Origin of the sequence: Fibrobacter sp. UWB12 (assembly GCF_900142485.1) — a bacterium.
In the GTDB taxonomy this organism is placed as follows: Bacteria; Fibrobacterota; Fibrobacteria; order Fibrobacterales; family Fibrobacteraceae; genus Fibrobacter.
On record NZ_FRAZ01000001.1, the window covers coordinates 17350 to 36021 of the forward strand.

An 18672-nucleotide genomic window follows, 5' to 3' on the forward strand; every position below is an offset into this window, starting at 1 on the left:
TACAGGTTTATGCAAATATTTAAATTCATGCATAAATGTAGATAAAACTCCCGATAATGGCAATGGGGATTACGTAATTTTTTAGAGAGATTGTGGGAAGGACTGTGCGAGAATTGACGAAAAATCAAAATATTTGCTATATTATGACCCACCTTGAAAAAAGGTCTCGCCGTCGTAGCTCAGTTGGATAGAGCAGTTGCCTTCTAAGCAACGGGTCGTGGGTTCGACTCCCGCCGACGGTATGAAAAGAGGTCCCCTTGTGGGACCTCTTTTCATACCTACGGGAGGTCGAACCCATTTATGGGTTCGATTATTGCGCGGGGCGAGTGTCGCGGGCAAGCTTGCTTGCCCATGACCGAGCCCCAGCAAGAACTACTCGGGCAAAGGCCGAGTAGCCTCCCGCCGACGCAACAGTGCTTTGTGCCTCCCGCCGACAGCCCATAAAAAAGGCGACCCCGGCACGGTGGCCGGGGTGACTTAAAAAAGTTCGGTTGTTTTTACTGCTTCTTCAAAATGGTATTGAGCGTAGCGCGCAAATGGTTCATGTTCGCTTCGTTCAAAGTTTCGTAGCGGTAGAACGTTCCGTCCTTCTGCACCAGGTAGACGACCGGAATGTAGCCGGTGCCATAAGCTGGTCCGAATTCGCTGTCCGTGTCTTGGAATACAGGAATGACGGCGTGGTACTGGTCAATGAAGAGGCGTATGTCGTTCTTCTTGATGCCGCCGTTCAGACCGATGGCAATACCCGTAAGTCCCTTGGCTTCATATTCCTTGATGAGATTCTGAATTTCGGGGAAGTGCTTTTGGCAGTGCGGGCACTTGGGGCTGAAATAGTAGATGAGCAGCGGGCGGTTTGCAAAATGGCTGAACATGATGCCCGGATCGCTGATGCCCGAAAGGTGCTTGGAAAAGTCCATTTTCATGGGTTGCTCAGTCTTGGAATCCATCATCAATTTAATATCGGCAACTTGCGGTTCCGGTGCAAACTGTGCAAAACTCATTGCTGCAGCAAAAGCGATCAATGTGAAAATACGACTTAACATTCTCATACTCCTAAAGACTTTGGGTTAATCCCTGGGAATCCTATTTAAACAGTTGTAAAATACCAAAAATTAAGGGCCTTAATTGTGATTTTCGTCAAAAAAAGGCAAAAATAATGTAAAAAATAACGTTTCTCGGGCGGTGACGCTATTCTCTCAAGATTCTCTTGAAATTCTCCGGCGAAAATAGCGGATTTTCCATGAATTCTTCCTCTAAAATGCCCATGATTTCTTCGGAGTATTCAGTTTGCTTGCTCAGTAATTTTATGGCATCGATTTTGGTTAAAAAGGAGTCTAATTTTTGCACTATAATCCAGAAGTAAATGGCGAATTCGACTTTGGTAAGGCTATTGCCGTCGAACAGGCTTTTTTCGTAGTAACGGAACAGCAAATAGGCGATGATTTTTTCACCATCGCTATCGGTGAAGAGTCCGACGCTCATACCGGTTGAGCTTTGTAACAACTCTTTGTACGCGCTGTCCCAAGCGGGCCCGTAGCTTTCGCCTTTGCTCAAAACTTCGATCCACGACCCGAGGATGTTGTTCGAAATTTTTGTGTTGCTTGCGCTATCGGTTGACTCTGTTGGATTACTGTTAAAACTTTGTTCAAAATCTTCAAAGCCGCTTGTTTCAACGGCAAAGTCAAGTAGTTCGATTAGCCGATCATTAAGAGGTTTGCCGTGATTCGCGAGAATTTTGAATAAATGATTTCGTTCTTCAAATATGGCATCGCGGGCTTCGAGTGCATCGTCAGGAATGTCGTCTGGCTCGTCATCGATTTCGCGTTCGACAAATGCAATGGGCGAGGTTGTGGTGCTTTTGCTTTCGAGCAGTAGGCGTACGCCTTCTTCGCAACAGAGGCCAATCCCTTTTTCCATGATGTCGCCGTAGACTTCGACAAAGCGGGGGTGCTCTCGGCAAATGTCGCAGAGACTGTCTTCGCCGAGATGACAAATCATGTCGCAAAGTCCGTCTTGCCTTAAAAACGGGCAGCGGTCGCCAGGACTCAATTTGAAGTGTCCGTCCTCGATGTTTTCGCGGAGCTTTTCTCCGAATGGACCTTTGATTTTGGCGTAGCGCTTGGCGCTTTCGTCGTCGATGTCGATTTCCCAGCCTACGCAACAAGTGTCGGTGCATTTGCCTGCGATGCAGTGGAACGAATCGTAAAAATCAGGAACACGAAGAAGCATGGAATAAAATTAGGAATTCGATGACTGCCAACCAATATCCACTTCTAACAAATTTCTTACGTAAATATTATCTTGAATTTTTAAAAATTTGCTCAAATGAGCAAATTTCTGTGTAAAATTTTGCACATCTAGGGCCAAAAGTATGCTTTTTTTAAGCTCGACCCCTGAATCATGTTGCCACCGTGGGTGAAAGTGGGTATATTTACCACGTGTGATAAGTGTTGTGGTAAAATGTGTCAAATATGAATTTCACTTCTTTCATAGGACAAGCCCAAACGGCGATCGATGGAAAGGGAAGGACCTCCTTCCCTAGGGAATTCCGTCGTCAGCTTTCGGCGTCCGAAGGGAATGAGTTCGTGGTCACTCGTGGCCCGGACCGCACCCTCCGGTTGTTCGTCCTATCCGAGTTTGAGAAATTCATGGCGGACTTGGATGCTAGGTCCGACCGCCGTCAAGCCGATTTAGTTCGGAGAGGCCTCAGCCCCACAGTTGTGGAGATGGATGGCCAGAATCGCATTTTACTCCCCAAGATTTTATTGGAGTATGCCGGCCTTAAAGACGAAGTTCTTTATGTCCAGGCCCGCGGTAAGACTCTCGAATTATGGAATCCTGAACGTTACAACGAAAAGTATGGATTGCAGACAAATGAAGCAATCGAAGCTTTCGATGCCGCGTTCTATGGTGAAGGCTTGACGGAGGGGGATAATGGCAGATAACAATCTCCGCAAGTCAGTACATGTAAATGAAATTTCGGAAGCCGCGGTCGCAGGGGTTCAAGGGAGAGAATTCTATCACGATCCGGTAATGCTCAAGGAATGCCTTGAAGGCTTGAACATCAAGCCGAACGGCACCTATTCGGACTGCACGCTTGGCGGTGGCGGCCATTCTTACGCTATTGCCCAAAAGCTTAATTCCGAGGGCACGCTCCATGCGTTTGACCGCGATGATGAAGCGGTCCAGTTTGCAACGAAGCGTCTTGCTAATGTTGCACCGAAGTTTATTGTCCATCCGGTTCCGTTTAGCGAACTCGGAAATGAAATTGCGCCAAATACACTCGATGGCGTCCTTTACGATCTCGGCATCAGCAGCCATCAGGTAGATGACTCTAGCCGTGGTTTTACGTTTGTTGGCGACAATCCGCTTGATTTGCGTATGGATCGTCGTGAAAATGTATCTGCACAGGAATGGCTCCGCACGGTAAGCGAAGATGATTTTGCGGCTGCACTCCGCAAGAATGCCGATATGGATCGTGCATTTAAACTCGCGACCCGCATCAAGGAAAAAGTGGGAGAAATTGCCACCGAAGGCCGCGATGTGCTCCCGAGCGATATCAAGGCCGTTGTTGAAGCCGTATTCCCGGACAAGCGCCGTGACGCGAATAGCCTTTTGGCTCGCGTGTTCCAGGCTATCCGCATGGAAGTGAATGGCGAACTCAAGCAGATTGAAGATAGCATCCGCGCTGCGGTAGACTGCCTCAAGGTGGGCGGTCGTTTGGTCGTCATGAGCTACCATTCCGTGGAAGACCGCTGCGTCAAGGAAACTGCTGCTGAATTTGAAAAAGCATGCATTTGCCCGGAAAATTTGCCGGTGTGCATGTGCGGTGGAAACCACCAACGTTTAAAGAAAGTGAACCGTAAGCCGATTTTGCCCTCGGCCGATGAAATCAACAGGAACAGTCGGGCACGTTCTGCAAAGCTTAGGATTTATGAAAGAGTATGACTAAGGATGAGCAGAATTTGTCAGTAAATTCCGGAAGGGGCGGTGTCATGAGAATTGTGTTCTTGTTCGTTCTCATGATTACGGCAGCGTGCATGTTCCCGGTGTACATGCAGAACCGCATCAACCGTCTTTATGGCACTTTCTATGGATTAAGGGAAAAGGCAAGTTTGCTCAATCGTGAAATTCTTTTGAAGGATTACGAAATCAACAAGCTTACTTCCATGAGCCACTTGGCAAAGTTTGCGGAACAGACGGGCCTCGGTCTTTACGAGGTACCGGTAAAAGTCATGATAACGGGGGAGTCGAATGAATAAATACGGCGCAGATCCCCTGTTCATATTGAAGAGCCTTGTGCTTTGCACGATTGTCGTTTTGGTTTTCCAGACGTTTGATATCCAGGTGATGAACCGCAATCTTTATCAGGTGAATACAAAGTCTATGGTGACGCATACGAAGAACTTGTATGCGGAACGCGGTTCGATTATGGACCGTAATGGCATTGTGTTTGCCGAAAGCATGCGCGATACGAGCGACAATTTGGGTTATAGTCGTTTGTTCTTGCAGGGCTCGCTTGCATCGCAGATTGTAGGCAAGGTGGGCTATAATGGTATCGGCAGCATGGGCATGGAAAAAATTTACGACGATAGCCTCCGTGGTGATGAAGGGCTTCGCGTGAGCGTGCAGGATGTGCATCGCCGTGAAGTTTATTACCGCTCGAAGAACGTGGTCGAAGCAAAGTCTGGCCTGAATCTTGTTTTGACGATTGACCGTAACATGCAGGAAATCGTCGAAAAGGCTTTGAAGGACGGTGTTGCTGAATTTATGGCAACGAGCGCGAGCGCTGTTGTCGTGGATCCGTACACGGGTGAAATCCTTGCGATGGCGAGTTACCCGACATTTGACCCGAACTCCAAGAATCAGGGTGTCGGCCGCATGTCGAAAAATGAAATCATTTCGATGTCGTATGAACCGGGCTCTACGTTCAAGGTGATTACGGCTGCTGCGGCGCTTGAAAATAATGCCGTTAGCCCGAACAAGATTTTTGTGAACGAAGGACGTTGCTGGCAGTGGAACCCGAGATCCGAAAAGATTTGCGATACGCACGTTTATGGCGACATGGACATGAGCGAAGCGATGGTGCAGTCTTCGAACATTGTATTTGCAAAGATTGCCTCTGAAGTGGGTGCTGAACGTTTGTTTAAAATGGCCCGCGCATTTGGTATTGGCACAAGAGCTTTTGATAATTACGAAGGCGAAGAAAACGGCAGACTGTTGACGCCGACGGAACTCACACGTGACGACAGAACGTTAAAGACGATGGGCTTTGGCCACGCTGTTTCTGTAACGCCGATCCAGATGGTGATGGCTTATGCCGCTATTGCCAATGGCGGTAAGCTCATGCGCCCGCAGATTGTAAAGGAATGGCGCAATTCTAACGGTGATGTTGTCGAAAGGAACAAGCCGGTAGAACTCCGCAGAGTTGTTTCTGAAAAGACGGCCGCAACGATTCGCAAGATGCTCAATCGCGTGGTGAACAGTGGTACGGCAAAGCGTGTTGCATCGCAGAAACTTACGGATGTTTTGTTTGGCGGCAAGACGGGTACGGCTGAAAAGTACAATCACTTGACCCGCTCTTATGACCGTAATTCCCAGGTGGCTTCGTTTATTGGTCTTGCTCCATCCGAAGATACGCGCTATGTGTGCTTGGTGCTTGTGGACGACCCGCAAGGAAAACATGTGGGTGGCCTTACTGCAGGCCCGATTTTCCGCCGCATCATGGAAGGGATTTATTACCATCCGGCGCTTTCCCCGCTTGCACATAACTTAAAGCAGGTAAAGCTGGGTTCTCCGTGCGATAAGGATTTTGCGGGAATGACCGTTTCTTCGGCTAAGGAATACGCAAAGAAGCATCGTTGCCCTGTCCGCTTTGAAGGCAAGGGACTCCGCGTGATTTCGGAACGTGTCGATGCGGGCTTGGTCAATGGAAAAACGCTTTTGCTCGGTGACGCGGTGGCAAGCCGTATGCCGAACTTGCAAGGACTTTCTTTAAAGGATGCTCTCGAAGTAATGGGGAACATCCGCATGAATGTTGAATATACAGGAAAGGGACGTGTAGTCGCTCAGGAACCCAAGGCAGAAGAAACTTTGCAGAAGGGGGCGATTTGCAAGTTGACCTTAAAGGAGAAAAGCTGATGATTTCGGAAGGACTTATGGAAAAGTTGTCCGTGACGGGGCTTTGCGATGATTCCCGCCGTGTGAAACCGGGGAATTTGTTCTTCTCCGTTCCGACGGAAGGGTACGAAGCATTTGCCCGTAGTGCAATTGCGGCTGGCGCCGTGGCTGTTGTGGGCGAGACGATTGCTCCGGAAGGGCTTACGTCTAAATGGATTCAGGTACCTGACGTCAAGGCAGCACGTCTTGAAGCCGCAAGGATATTTTACAAGGATCCGTTTAGCAAGTTGACTTGCCATGCGGTTACCGGCACGAACGGCAAGACGACCAGCGCGTTCCTTATGAACGCGATGCTCGAAGCCGCGGGCCACAAGGTGGCCCTCCTTGGCACCATCTTGAACAAGATTGGTGACAAGTCCGTGCCTGCGACGCTTACGACTCCGGGTCTTTTGGACCTTTATGCTTTTGCAGCCCGCGCCGTAGACGCCGGCTGTACTGACCTTGTGATGGAAACTTCTTCACATTCGCTCCACCAGGGACGCGTTGCGGGTATCCATTACAGAAGCGGACTCTTTAGCAACTTGACGCAAGATCATCTTGATTACCACAAGACGATGGACGCTTACTTCGAAGCAAAGAAATTGCTCTTTACGAAGTACCTTGCCGAAAATGGTGTCGCCGTAATCAATATTGATGATGAACATGGCGAAAAACTTTTCAATTCTCTCGATTGCCGCAAGGTGGCTGTTTCGAGACTGGGTAAGGCCAAGGCCGATGTAAAGCCGTTTGGCGAAGTGAAGAGCACGGAAGATGGTCTTGAATTTACGCTTCCGATGCTTGCAACGGAAAAGTTTGAAACTCCGCTTTGTGGCGACTTTAACGTAGATAACGTGTTGCTGGTGCTTTCTTGGGCTCATGCGCTTGCACTCCCTGAAGATGCTATGCGTAAGGCCATTGCAAATGTCCGCGTTCCGGGACGTTTTGAAAAGGTCTGGAGCAAGGATGGCAAGCACGTGATTGTGGATTATGCCCACACGCCGGATGCTCTTGAACGTGTTTTGAATACGGCCCGTAGCCTTTGCCGCGGCAAGCTTTCGACCGTGTTTGGTTGCGGTGGTGACCGCGATAAGACTAAGCGCCCGATTATGGGTGGCATTGCCGAACGCATTGCAGACAAGGCTTGGCTCACGTCGGACAATCCGCGTACGGAAAAGCCTGCCGACATCATCGCTGACGTTCGCGCTGGCATGACGACGGACAAGTTTGAAGTTGTAGAAAACCGCGAAGAAGCGATTAATCGCGCTTGTGCGGAACTCAAGAGTGGCGACTGGCTTGTGATTGCAGGCAAGGGCCATGAAGATTACCAAATCATTGGTAAGACCAAACATCATTTTGACGATCGTGAAATTGCGATGAAGGCTATGGAACAATGCTAAAGCTTGATTTGACAATTGGCGAAATGCTCGAGATTCTGGAAACCGAAGCTGTCGGCGTTCCGGCTCGCACCTTGAAACGCAAGGTGAATCTCTGCATGGATTCTCGTGAAAAAGCCAAGGGCGTTGTCTTTTGGCCGATTAAAGGGGCCCGTTTTGATGCCCACCAGTTTGTATCTCAAATGGAAAAGGATGGAGCTCTGATGAGCGTTGTAAACCAAACTGCTATCGATCCGAATTTCAAGATGTACGCTCCGGTCGATGATACGACAAAGGCTCTCTTGAAGCTTGCTAAGGGCTATCAAAGACTTTTCAAGTTGAAGAAGGTCGCTATTACCGGCAGTAACGGCAAGACGACTACAAAGGAAATGACGAAGGCCGTACTTTCCATGAAGTACAATACCCATGCCACGCAGGGTAACTTCAACAACCATATCGGTGTTCCGATGACTTTGTTCCAGCTGAAGCACAGTCACGAAGCCGCTGTTGTCGAAATGGGTACGAGTGGCCCGGATGAAATCCGTCCGCTTTCTTTGGCTACGGAACCGGATGTTGCCGTGATTACGAACATTGGCGCAAGCCACTTGGAACGCCTTGGCGATTTGGATGGCGTGTTCAATGAAAAGATTAACATTGTGGCTGGCCTCAAGAAGGGCGGCACGCTGATTGTGAACGCCGATGATGAACGTCTTTGCAAGGTGAAGGCTACCAAGAATTACAAGGTCGTGACGTTCGGTGTGCGCCGAGGTGTCATCAAGCCGGAAAAGCTCAAGTGGAACGAAAACCTCTGTGCTGATTTCTATGTCGGCCGTACGCACTTTACGCTGAATGTTCCGGGTGACCACAACCTTTATGACGCTCTTGCTGCTATTGCCGTGGGCGAAGCTTTCCGCATCCCGAAGGGCGATATTGCCAAGGCTCTTGCAGGTTTTACATCCACGAGCATGCGCATGGAAGTGAAGTTGGCAAACGGCTTCAAGATTATTTCGGACTGCTACAATGCAAATCCGTCTTCGACGAAGATGGCTCTCCAGACGCTTGGCAACATGAAAGTTGCAGGCTTGCGTATTGCTGTACTCGGCGACATGCTTGAACTCGGCAAGGAAAGCGGCAATTTGCACAAGCAGATTGGTGCCATGGTTCCCGAAATGAATTTTGACTTGCTCCTTGCTGTCGGAAACGATGCGAAAAAGTATGTCGAAGGCGCAAAGTCTCGCGGCATGAAGAATGTGTTCCATTTTGATACTGTCGATGAAGCTGTGACTCACTTGAGCCAAACGGTTGCCGAAGGTGACGTTGTCTTGGTGAAGGGTAGCCGTGGCATGCACATGGAACGAGTTGTAGATGCTCTGTTGCACATGGTGCCGGTGCTCAGATTTTAAGGTAGGGATTTGTAGTTAAGATGTCTTCAACGGCTCAGACACAAGGAATGAACAAGCTTTTGCTGTTTGTCACATTAATATTAATGTGCTTTGGCATCGCTATTATCTATTCTGCGTCTGCCCCTGTTGCATCTTCTAAGAACTTGTCCCCAGAACACTATCTCATGGCCCATCTTTCGAAGGTTATTGCTTCGGTGATTATTTTGGCGGTGTTCTGCAAGATTGATTATGCGTTGTGGAAGGTCCTTGCTCGCTTTATCTTTGGCGTGGGTGCTGTCCTTACTTTGGCAGCAACCATTTCAGGTGTTGCGACGAAGGGCGCTTCTCGTTGGATTTTTGGTATCCAGCCTTCTGAAATTTTGAAGTTTGCGTTTATCATTTGGATTTGTTCGAAACTTTCGGATGCGGGCGACGAAATCAAGTCGCTCAAGTGTACGATTATCCAACCAGCGGTTCCTCTTGGTATTTCTGCGGTTCTGCTTTTGAGCCAGCCGAACTACTCGATGTTTATCATGTTCTGCACGTTGTTGCTTGTGCTGCTCATGATTGCAGGCGCGAACTATAAGTATGTGGGCTTGGGCGTTTTGGTGAGTGTGCCGATGGGAATTATCGCGATGCTTTGCAAGTCGCATACCCGCCAGCGTATTCTTGCGTTCTTTACTAACGATGGCACTATGAAGAATTCGCAGTACCAGGTGGATCATGCTCTTGAAGCACTTGGAAATGGCGGATTCCTCGGAACTGGCATTGGAATGGGCGAACAGAAGCTGGGTTACTTGCCCGAAGCGCATAAAGACGTTGTGTATGCTGTGATTGGTGAAGAATTTGGATTTGTGGGTACGTTCTTGGTCTTGCTTGCTTTTGCGATTTTGTTCTCGCAGGGCTATAACATTGCAAGGGCATCGACGACTCGATTTGGTAGGTATTTGGCTGTGGCGCTTACGACTTCGGTGTTCATGAATTTCGTGATTCACGTTTGCGTTTGCGTTAGGCTTATTCCGGCCACAGGTCAACCGCTTCCGTTTATTAGCTATGGCGGAACGAACTTGATGGTTACGGCAGCATTTATTGGAATTTTGTTGAATATTTCGCGCCCGACGAGTGGAAAGAGCATTCGTGAACCTTATATAAGCAACAATGTTTCGTTCGACACGGGTTCGTTCATGAATTTTAGGACAAGAAGGAGTTCTATATGAAAAAGTTCCTCTTTGTTTGCGGTGGCACTGGTGGCCACATATTCCCGGCAGTGGCTATTGCCGAGAGTTTAAAGAAGATGGGTGTTACGGATATTACGTTTGCTGGCCGCAAGGATTCTATGGAAGAACGCCTTGTTGCTAAGGATTGGCCGTACGAATATATTTCGGCGGTTCCTCTGCATCGTGGACCGTTCCTTAAAAATTTGGCATTGCCGTTCAAGCTTTCGAAATCGCTCATTCGTGCAAAGAGCGTCGTGAAGAAGGTGAACCCCGATGTTGTTGTGGCAACGGGTGGCTATGTGTCGCTCCCGATTGTACTTGCTGCAGGTTCTATGGGCAAGCCGGTTTATTTGCAGGAACAGAATGCTGTTGCCGGTATTGCAAACAAGGTGGGCGCACGTTATGCAAAGACGGTCTTTGTTACCTCTGAAGAAGCAATGAAGGGATTCCCAATCGAAAAGACTCGTATTCTTGGGAACCCGATTCGTGATTTGCCTGCTGCAGATTCCTTGGCTCGCCCGGTGGAATTCCGTGAAGGTCGTAAGGCCGTGTTCATTGTCGGTGGCTCCCAGGGTGCTGTGGGCATCAACAACAAGATTGAAGAAAGCATTGGCCGCATTGCCGCCCACGAAGATATTAGCGTAGTGTGGCAGGTGGGCGCAAAGAACGTGGACGATATCAACAACCGTCTTGGCATTTTGCCGAACGTTGCAGTCCGCGGATTCTTGGATAACATTTATGCGTACATGAAGCATGCTGATTTGATTATCAGCCGTGCCGGAGCTTCGGGACTTGCTGAAATTCTTGCATTTGGTAAGCCGTCTATTTTGCTCCCGTACCCGCATGCAACTGCAAACCATCAGGAACACAATGCCCGCGTTGTAGAACACGCCGGGGCCGCTCTTGTGGAACTTGATGATGAACCGAACGATCTTTGGAATAAGGTAGAAGCGCTCCTGTACGATACAGAACGTCTGGAGAAAATGAGCGAAGCCGCTAAAACGCTTGGCATGCCCGATGCTGCTGACCAAATTGCGAAAATTATTCTGGATATGGAGAGAACGTAATGCAGATTAATGATTGTAAACGTGTTCGTCGCCTTCATTTTGTGGGCATTGGTGGCGCCGGTATGTCCGGGATTGCCGAAGTGCTCCATGAAAATGGCTTTGTGGTGACGGGTTCCGATATGGGCGAAGGTGCTGTCATTGACTATCTGAAAGGTCTTGGCATTCGCATTGACCCGAAGCACGAAGCGAAAAATGTCGTAGATGCAGACTTGGTCGTTTATTCTTCTGCTATTCCGTTTGACAATCCGGAACTTGTCGAAGCTCGCAACCGCCGTATTCCGGTGATTCGCCGTGCCGAAATGCTCGGTGAACTGATGCGTCTCAAGTACACGCTTTCCATTGCCGGTACGCACGGCAAGACGACAACGACTTCTATCGTTGGCGCTATTTGGGAAGAAGCTGGCCTTGACCCGACAATCATCGTGGGTGGCATTGTGAAGGGGAAGTGCAGTGGTGCCAAGGTGGGCCATGGCGATTACCTCATTGCCGAAAGTGACGAATTTGACCGCAGCTTCCTTTCGATGATGCCGTCTTCGGCTATCATCACGAACATCGATGCCGACCATCTCGATACTTACGAGAATATCGATGCCATCAAGGATGCATTCACTCAGTTTGCAAACAAGATTCCGTTCTACGGTCAGGTGATTGTATGCCTTGACGACCCGAACGTGCAGCAGATTCTGTCGCACCTCAAGAAGCCGGTGATTACTTACGGCTTTACGCGCCAAGCAAAGTACCGCGTTGAAAATCTCACGTTTGTGAAGGGATATCCGCAGTTTGAAATCCTCTGTGATGGCAAGAGCCTCGGTGAATTCAAGCTCCAGATTCCGGGCCGTCATAACGTTTTGAACGCAACGGCTGCTGTGGCACTTGCTGTTGAAGAAGGTATTTCGATTGAAGTTGCACGCAAGGCTGTAGCTGCTTTCGAAGGCGTGAAGCGTCGCTTTGAATTCATCGGTGAAAAGAACGGCGTCATGGTCTTTGATGACTATGCTCACCATCCGACCGAAGCAACGGCAACACTTCTCGGTTTCCGCGAAGCGTTCCCGGACAAGCGAATCATTGTTGCTTTCCAGCCGCACTTGTTTACGCGTACTCGCGACCAGCACGAAGCTTTTGGTAGCGCATTCTCCAACTGCGATGTACTCTTGGTGACCGATATTTATCCGTCTCGTGAAAAGCCGATTGAAGGCGTGACGGGCGCTATGGTGGCAAACAGCGCTGCTGACCGCGGCCATCGCGATGCCCGCTTTATTGGCGATGTGAACAACTTGATTCCGGTTTGCAAGGAATTGCTCAAGCCGAACGATGTGATTGTTCTGATGGGCGCCGGTAACATTTGGAAACTCGGCCAGACGATTTTGGAGAAGAGTATTTGAGTTTAGAAGATACGAACATGTTCGGTCGACGGATCGGCTACAACGAACGTAAGCGCAGACGCAAGCGCTCCCGTATTAGACGGAAGCGTATTGGCAGTGCTGTTCGTTGGTACAAGCGCAAGGGTTGGATTTTGACCCTGCTCTTTGTCATCGCCTGCGTTGCACTGTGGCAGAGTCGTTTCTATTTGAACCAAATTAACCCGCTAGAATTCAGGCATTTGCAGTACATCGAAATTGAAGGCAATCGCATGCTTTCTTGGGAAGATGTGGTGCAGAGCGCCCAGGTGGAAACAGGCATGCTCATGTCGGAACTGGATGCAGACTCTGTCAAGAAATCGCTCTTGCAGATTCCTCTCATCCATTCAGCCGAAGTCGAAAGCAAGTTCCCGTCGTCTTTGTTCATCAAGATTCAGGAAGCGTCCCCGATTTTGTCGGTTCTCGAAAACGGAAAGGGAACAGTCTATTCCGAAAGAGGACTTTCGCTTCCGATGTCCATGATGACGGCTCTCCACATGCCGATTCTTGAAAATGAATCGGTGGGGAAGGTAAAGCAAGTGGCTTTGTTCCTGTCGGCCATGCGCAAGATGGATAAGCAACTTTACGAACGCGTTTCGCAGGTGGGCTGGTCAGAAAAAGACCGTGCATTTGAAGTGTTTTTCAAGGATGTTGGATTCCGCGTGATGTTCCCGGAATCGAACTGGGATAAGGATCTGTTTACTCTGTACGATGCTATCGGAAAGGGCTTTAGGAGAGATCTCCTTTGCGCTAGCGAGGTCGATATGAGATTTCATGGATTTGCGTATATAAAAAACATCGATAAGAGGTGTATCAATGGATGACAATAAGCAAATGGTCAAAAAAGAGGACTATATTTTCGGGCTCGATATCGGTGCCTCGAAAGTAAATTTGTTTGTCGGCATCTCGGAAGGTGAATCCGTCCGAGTCGTGGAATGTGGTGACTTCCCGCTGGAATCGTCCGATGAATACGATTCTGTCGTCGAGACATTGCAGAAGGCCGTCCATATGCTTGAATCATCGGCTGGTGTCGATGTGCGCGATGTCTATGTGGGCATTGCGGGTAAGCATGTGTCGTCATACAGCTATAAGGGTCTGGTGTCGTTACCGACAAACGAAGTCCGCGATGAAGATATCGTGAACGTCCAGAGACTTGCAAGTACGCTTCCCGACAAGGCTGGCGAAATCATCCATGTTTTCCCGGGTGAGTATACGCTGGATGACAGAACGGGTATCCGCAATCCCAAGGGCTATTCTGGCCGTCGCCTCGGTGTTGAAGTTCAGGTGGTTACCTCACGCCCGAACGCTCTCCAGGATATTGCAAAGTGCGTGACTCGTGCAGGGCTTCAGGTAGCAGGCTTTGTGCTTGAACCGCTTGCGGCTGCATCTGCTGTGCTTTCGAATGATGAACGCGAACTTGGTGTAGCATTGATTGACATTGGTGCAGGTTCTGCCGACGTGGCCGTTTTTGTGAAGGATTCCGTGCGTTATACGGCATCGCTTGACATGGCCGGTAACATTATTACAAGTGATATTAGCAAGTGCCTTCAGGTTCCGGTTTCTCTCACTAAGGCCGAAGAACTCAAGAAAAAGTATGGCACATGCTCGCTCAACAATTTGATTGAAGATGAAACCTTCCCGGTCCCAGGTGTGGGTGACCGTGGAGAAGTTCTTTGTTCTCGTAAACTTTTGGCACAAATTATTACTGCGCGTGTTGCAGAAATCTTCAAGCTTTTGGCGAAGGATTTGGAAAAGCATCACCTAGATACCGTTATTGATGGCGGTATTGTACTTACGGGTGGTTGCTGCAACCTTCCTGGGATTGAAGAAATTGCAGCTAAAGTATTCAAAAAGCCTGTCCATATCGGTAAGCCGAGAGGCATGAGCGGCATTCAGGAAGCGTTCCAGAATCCGTCTTATGCAACGGGCATTGGCCTTTTGTACTACGCGAACAAGAAACATCGCGAAAGAAAACAGCGTGACACGGATACCCAATTGCTCGTTTCTGTAAAGAAGGGTATGCAGCGCATTCGCGACATCATCAAGACTTACTTTTAACCGTTAAACCACTCAAATCAGGGAGATAAACTATGAGTGACTATGAAAACATCAACTTCGAGGCAATGTCTCGTATCACGGGTGACGATACTCCATCCAGAAACGCCAAGGTAAAGGTGTTTGGCGTCGGCGGTGCCGGCGGTAACACTGTTAACCGCATGAAGCAGATGAATATTGAAGGTGTAGAATACTACGCTATCAATACCGATGCTATGGCTCTTGACCAGAGTCTCGCTGACCACAAGATCCTTATCGGTGAAAAGAGCACGAGAAATCTCGGTGCTGGCATGGATCCGGAAATGGGTCGCAAGGCTGTCGAAGAAAACATCGATGACTTGAAGAAGGCCATGATGGGTGCTGACCTCGTGTTCGTTACGGCGGGCATGGGCGGTGGTACCGGTACGGGTGCTGCTCCGATCGTTGCAACTGTTGCTCGTGAACTTGGCATCCTTACGGTTGCCGTTGTCACAAAGCCGTTCCGCTTCGAAGGTAATGTACGTAATTCCTTGGCTCAGAATGGCGTTCGCGCTCTCCGCGAAGCTGCTGACACCATCATCGTTATCGAAAACAAGAAGCTCTTGAACCTCATCCAGAACACGAACAAGAACGCTACTGTTGATGAAGCCTTCAAGATGGCTGACGAAATCCTCGGCAATGCAGTGCAGAGCATCTGCAGCATCATGTTCCGTCATGGTCTTGTGCACGTTGACTTTGCTGATATCCGCAAGGTTATGCTCAAGGGCGGTTCCGCTCTCATGGGTACGGGTACGGCTGAAGGCGAAGGCCGCGGTGTTGCCGCTGCCGATGCAGCTCTTTCTTCTCCGCTTCTCGAAGATATCGATATTCAGGGTGCTTCTGGCGTGCTCATCAACGTCTCTCATGGCGAAAACTACTCCTTGCTCGAACACAACGAAGCAATGGAACACATTTACGACGCTGTGGGCGAAGAAGGCAATCCGAACATCATCGTCGGTGATATCACTCTTCCGGAACTTGGCGACAAGGTTTGCATCACCATTATCGCAACGGGTTGCGGTGGCACGAACAATGCTGCTGCTGTAGGCTACGCTGGTATTGGTACTGCTGGTTACCAGCCGGCTTATCAGACCCCGGCTGCTCCGGTGCAGGCTACTCCGCGTCCGACGACTAACTTCGTCGCTCTCGCTGGCCGTGCTACTGCTGCTATGCCGGCATCTGCAATGCCGACCGCTGCAATGCCTGCTGCTGCTCCGACTATCGTTGCTCCGGCTGTTGCTCAGCGCACCGTTTCTGCCGCTCCGTCTTACGCTTCTGCTCCGCAGAACACCTATGCAAGCGCTCGTCCGGCAACTCCGATGAACCAGGCTGCGGCCATGTTCGCTCCGGCATCTTCTTTTGCCTCCCCGAGCTTTGACGCAAAGGCCGGCTATGCAGAAGAAGCTGTTGCAACCGCAACTGCAACGCTCCGCGAAACGGAAGAAATGCCGGGTGCTGCCGATGCAGATCCGCTTTCTAACGGCAACTACGCAAACTCCTTCAAGCAGGAATCTCGTCCGGCTCAGACCGAACAGGTGAGCGCTGTGGACTATGGTACTCCGGCTTTCATGCGTAACCAGAAAGGTTCCGAAGACGCACTCAAGGAAAGCAATGTCGATTACGACTTGCCGGCCTTCATGCGTATGAATGACTTGTTCTAATCGTGTATAACGATTAGCCTACATTGTAATACCCAAAAATTCGACCTGGTGCGTTCGAATGTTTTCGAGTGCGCCTCCGAGAAAGAACACACACACACACGGGTGCGTGAGTGCGCACCTACCACAACACAAGGGATCACCCGGGTCTCCCTGCCTGGGTGGTCCTTATCGTGTCCGCTCCGCTTTGATTTAATAGAAAAGCTCCGTCGGCGCTCCGCTCTCGCCAACACGGCACGCTTACGCCGTGCCGCTTATGGCTCACAGGTGTCCGCTCCGCTTTGATTTAATAGAAAAGCTCCGTCTTCGCCTCACTACCACCTAAAGGTGGCCATGCCCACATAAGTGCTAAAGCACTAAGTGGTCAAAGGTCGCCTTCATGACCAACTTGCGCTTGGTCATTCCGGCTCACGGATGTTCGCTACGCTTTAAATCAATAGAAAAGCTCCGTCTTCGCCTCACTACCACCTAAAGGTGGCCATGCCCACATAAGTGCTAAAGCACTAAGTGGTCAAAGGTCGCCTTCATGACCAACTTGCGCTTGGTCATTCCGGCTCACGGATGTCCGCTACGCTTTGAATCAATAGAAAAACTCCGTCGGCGCTCCGCTCTCGCCAACACGGCACGCTTACGCCGTGCCGCTTATGGCTCACGGTGTACCCGCTTCATACCTGATTTGTCATGCCCGCCTTGAGCGGGCATCTCCTTTTAAAAAACTTTTTAATACATTTATATTATGCTATCTCGTACATTATTATTTGCTTGCTTGGCGGCTGTGGCGGTGTTTGCTTCGGCTGAAAATGTCTCGGAGAAGTCCGAACCGAAATCCGGTTATTTCCAGTTGGGGACTGATTTCAATATCGGTTTTAACGGTGGCCCGACTGACCCGATGTTTGCCGTAGATACTGTCGATAAGTATGGCAAAAATTGGCGTGGTCTCCGCATTCCGCTCGAAACGGCCCGCAGTTACGAGGAACGCGTTGAGCCGTTCTTTATGCTGAGCTTCCGCGCAGGCTACAAGAATTTCCATTTCTTGCTCGAAGCTCCTTTGCGCAAGGATTTGGAGGCTTGGTATAATAGCGAACTTAAGACGAATTTCACCTACAAGCCTAGTGAACTTGATATCAATGTCCCGATTAACGCTTATGCCAAGTGGGATAACTCTGTGGGTTTCGTTCAGTTCGGTCGTTTTGATCCTGAAGACTTGAAAATTTCCAAGAATGATGTATTCCTTGGTGGCTTGCCATACCATGATGGTATTCACTGGAATTTGAAAATTGGAATTTTCCGTTATGACTTTTTATTGAGTTCGTTGAATGCTTGGCTTTTTTATGATGTGATAAATCACGAGACGGGTTGCCCGCCGGAAGGTAGCGAAGCGTATGCCCAAAAATGTACGCAGCCAGGTCATCAGGTGAGCAATCAGCGCAATCGCACTTATACGGAAAATGTGAAGAACTTGGTTTTCCATAGACTCGGTGTAGATACGCGCAAGTTCTGGCTTTACCTTGTGGAACAAAGTATGATTGGTGGCAAATCCTTGGAATTCCGCTCGTTCAACCCGTTCATGTATTGGCATGATAATTATGCGACGGGATATACTTCTGCAGCGACTTCCGTTGAATTAGGGTACAAGACTTCGAATGGTGCAAAATTCTATACGCAAATTAATATGGAAGATATTGCAAGCCCGGTTGGCGAAGACAAAAAGATGGGAACAAACCGCTCCATTATTAATTACATGGTGGGCTACTATCACGAACTTGAAACCCGCAACTACGGCAAATTCTCGTGGCGCTTGGATGTTGTGAAAACAGATCCAGCGGCGGGCAATAGCAGACTCCCGCTTTTGAAGTATACGGGACGTCGCAATTACCGCAGTAACTACCGCGAACAGGGCGACAGCGATTACGCCGACGCTTATTTTGTCGATTATCCTGTTGGGTATCGCCGCGGTGGTGATGCACTAGATTTGTGGTTTGATATGAACTGGAAATGGAGCGTTCATTCGGCATCGCTTACTCTTGCTTGGCTCCGCCAAGGCGATAAGGAAATTTATACGGATTATGACAAAGCGCTGAAATCAGAAAATTCGCTTTCAGGCATTGTCGAAAAACAGTTCCTCGTTGATGTTTTGTATGAAAGAAAAGTGTCGGATTGGTTCAAATTCTATGCAGGAGGTGGATTCCGTGTGTTCCGCAATCTTGCACACGACAAAAATGAAGATGGTTCCGATGCTTGGATTCGCTCTGGCGTGAAATTCAACTTCAATCCTGTGGATATGAAGTTCTAATAAGTTCTTTTTTCCAAAATTTAGTTGGAAATTCGTTTACTAAATTTGTATTT

At 49.1% G+C, this 18672-nt stretch carries 15 protein-coding genes and 1 tRNA gene; 14 read left to right on the forward strand and 2 right to left on the reverse strand.

What is annotated here, in order from left to right; translation table 11 throughout:
* Positions 1-168 precede the first annotated feature (168 nt).
* Positions 169-242 (forward strand) — tRNA-Arg (locus BUA34_RS00035).
* Between the two features lie 255 nt (positions 243-497).
* On the opposite strand, the gene BUA34_RS00040 is transcribed toward BUA34_RS00035, so the two are convergent.
* Positions 498-1049 carry a TlpA disulfide reductase family protein gene (locus BUA34_RS00040; RefSeq protein ID WP_254794246.1) on the reverse strand — a complete coding sequence of 184 codons (552 nt, stop codon included), beginning with the start codon at positions 1047-1049 and terminating at the stop codon, positions 498-500.
* A 139-nt stretch (positions 1050-1188) separates the two neighbouring features.
* Positions 1189-2229 carry a flagellin lysine-N-methylase gene (gene fliB, locus BUA34_RS00045; protein ID WP_072826696.1) on the reverse strand — a complete coding sequence of 347 codons (1041 nt, stop codon included), beginning with the start codon at positions 2227-2229 and terminating at the stop codon, positions 1189-1191.
* Positions 2230-2471: 242 nt separating this feature from the next.
* Between fliB and BUA34_RS00050 the strand changes: the two genes are divergently transcribed.
* The 13 genes from BUA34_RS00050 (at position 2472) to BUA34_RS00110 (ending at position 18619) form a co-directional block, all read left to right on the forward strand.
* A complete protein-coding gene (locus BUA34_RS00050; protein WP_072826709.1) occupies positions 2472-2945 on the forward strand; it encodes a division/cell wall cluster transcriptional repressor MraZ in 474 nt (157 codons plus the stop codon).
* Entirely contained in the window at positions 2935-3948 is a 1014-nt protein-coding gene (rsmH, locus tag BUA34_RS00055) for a 16S rRNA (cytosine(1402)-N(4))-methyltransferase RsmH (RefSeq protein ID WP_072826711.1), read from the forward strand. Before BUA34_RS00050 ends, rsmH begins: the two co-directional genes overlap by 11 nt.
* A gap of 47 nt (positions 3949-3995) precedes the next feature.
* Complete coding sequence (locus tag BUA34_RS00060) at positions 3996-4262, forward strand: hypothetical protein (RefSeq protein WP_254794247.1); 267 nt, start codon at positions 3996-3998, stop codon at positions 4260-4262.
* Positions 4255-6141, forward strand: a complete 1887-nt coding sequence (locus BUA34_RS00065) for a penicillin-binding protein (protein WP_072826715.1) — start codon at positions 4255-4257, stop codon at positions 6139-6141. Before BUA34_RS00060 ends, BUA34_RS00065 begins: the two co-directional genes overlap by 8 nt.
* Positions 6141-7556: a UDP-N-acetylmuramoyl-L-alanyl-D-glutamate--2,6-diaminopimelate ligase gene (locus BUA34_RS00070; protein WP_072826718.1), complete on the forward strand. Its 1416-nt coding sequence runs from the start codon at positions 6141-6143 to the stop codon at positions 7554-7556. Before BUA34_RS00065 ends, BUA34_RS00070 begins: the two co-directional genes overlap by 1 nt.
* The gene (gene murF / locus BUA34_RS00075; RefSeq protein WP_072826720.1) at positions 7550-8935 is read left to right on the forward strand and encodes a UDP-N-acetylmuramoyl-tripeptide--D-alanyl-D-alanine ligase; all 1386 of its coding nucleotides are present in this window, start codon (positions 7550-7552) and stop codon (positions 8933-8935) included. Before BUA34_RS00070 ends, murF begins: the two co-directional genes overlap by 7 nt.
* A gap of 20 nt (positions 8936-8955) precedes the next feature.
* Entirely contained in the window at positions 8956-10131 is a 1176-nt protein-coding gene (gene ftsW, locus BUA34_RS00080; protein WP_072826721.1) for a putative lipid II flippase FtsW, read from the forward strand.
* Positions 10128-11198, forward strand: coding sequence for an undecaprenyldiphospho-muramoylpentapeptide beta-N-acetylglucosaminyltransferase (gene murG, locus BUA34_RS00085; RefSeq protein ID WP_072826722.1), 1071 nt, complete (start codon positions 10128-10130; stop codon positions 11196-11198). Before ftsW ends, murG begins: the two co-directional genes overlap by 4 nt.
* On the forward strand, positions 11198-12580 hold the full coding sequence (murC, locus tag BUA34_RS00090; protein ID WP_072826723.1) for a UDP-N-acetylmuramate--L-alanine ligase: 1383 nt from the start codon (positions 11198-11200) through the stop codon (positions 12578-12580). The genes murG and murC overlap by 1 nt, the downstream gene beginning before the upstream one ends.
* Positions 12577-13419: a cell division protein FtsQ/DivIB gene (locus BUA34_RS00095; RefSeq protein ID WP_254794248.1), complete on the forward strand. Its 843-nt coding sequence runs from the start codon at positions 12577-12579 to the stop codon at positions 13417-13419. Before murC ends, BUA34_RS00095 begins: the two co-directional genes overlap by 4 nt.
* Positions 13412-14653, forward strand: a complete 1242-nt coding sequence (gene ftsA, locus BUA34_RS00100) for a cell division protein FtsA (protein ID WP_072826724.1) — start codon at positions 13412-13414, stop codon at positions 14651-14653. The genes BUA34_RS00095 and ftsA overlap by 8 nt, the downstream gene beginning before the upstream one ends.
* Before the next feature lie 32 nt (positions 14654-14685).
* Positions 14686-16329: a cell division protein FtsZ gene (gene ftsZ, locus BUA34_RS00105; protein WP_072826725.1), complete on the forward strand. Its 1644-nt coding sequence runs from the start codon at positions 14686-14688 to the stop codon at positions 16327-16329.
* Between the two features lie 733 nt (positions 16330-17062).
* Positions 17063-18619, forward strand: coding sequence for a hypothetical protein (locus BUA34_RS00110; protein WP_254794249.1), 1557 nt, complete (start codon positions 17063-17065; stop codon positions 18617-18619).
* Positions 18620-18672 lie beyond the last annotated feature (53 nt).

Bases quoted from the DNA above. Each gene is read 5' to 3' on its own strand.
- murC (WP_072826723.1), top strand. From the start codon at position 11,198: ATGCAGATTAATGATTGTAAACGTGTTCGTCGCCTTCATTTTGTGGGC.
- rsmH (WP_072826711.1), top strand. From the start codon at position 2,935: ATGGCAGATAACAATCTCCGCAAGTCAGTACATGTAAATGAAATTTCG.
- BUA34_RS00065 (WP_072826715.1), top strand. From the start codon at position 4,255: ATGAATAAATACGGCGCAGATCCCCTGTTCATATTGAAGAGCCTTGTG.
- ftsZ (WP_072826725.1), top strand. From the start codon at position 14,686: ATGAGTGACTATGAAAACATCAACTTCGAGGCAATGTCTCGTATCACG.
- BUA34_RS00060 (WP_254794247.1), top strand. From the start codon at position 3,996: ATGAGAATTGTGTTCTTGTTCGTTCTCATGATTACGGCAGCGTGCATG.
- fliB (WP_072826696.1), bottom strand. From the start codon at position 2,229: ATGCTTCTTCGTGTTCCTGATTTTTACGATTCGTTCCACTGCATCGCA.
- murF (WP_072826720.1), top strand. From the start codon at position 7,550: ATGCTAAAGCTTGATTTGACAATTGGCGAAATGCTCGAGATTCTGGAA.
- BUA34_RS00050 (WP_072826709.1), top strand. From the start codon at position 2,472: ATGAATTTCACTTCTTTCATAGGACAAGCCCAAACGGCGATCGATGGA.
- ftsA (WP_072826724.1), top strand. From the start codon at position 13,412: ATGGATGACAATAAGCAAATGGTCAAAAAAGAGGACTATATTTTCGGG.
- murG (WP_072826722.1), top strand. From the start codon at position 10,128: ATGAAAAAGTTCCTCTTTGTTTGCGGTGGCACTGGTGGCCACATATTC.
- BUA34_RS00040 (WP_254794246.1), bottom strand. From the start codon at position 1,049: ATGAGAATGTTAAGTCGTATTTTCACATTGATCGCTTTTGCTGCAGCA.
- BUA34_RS00110 (WP_254794249.1), top strand. From the start codon at position 17,063: ATGCTATCTCGTACATTATTATTTGCTTGCTTGGCGGCTGTGGCGGTG.
- ftsW (WP_072826721.1), top strand. From the start codon at position 8,956: ATGTCTTCAACGGCTCAGACACAAGGAATGAACAAGCTTTTGCTGTTT.
- BUA34_RS00070 (WP_072826718.1), top strand. From the start codon at position 6,141: ATGATTTCGGAAGGACTTATGGAAAAGTTGTCCGTGACGGGGCTTTGC.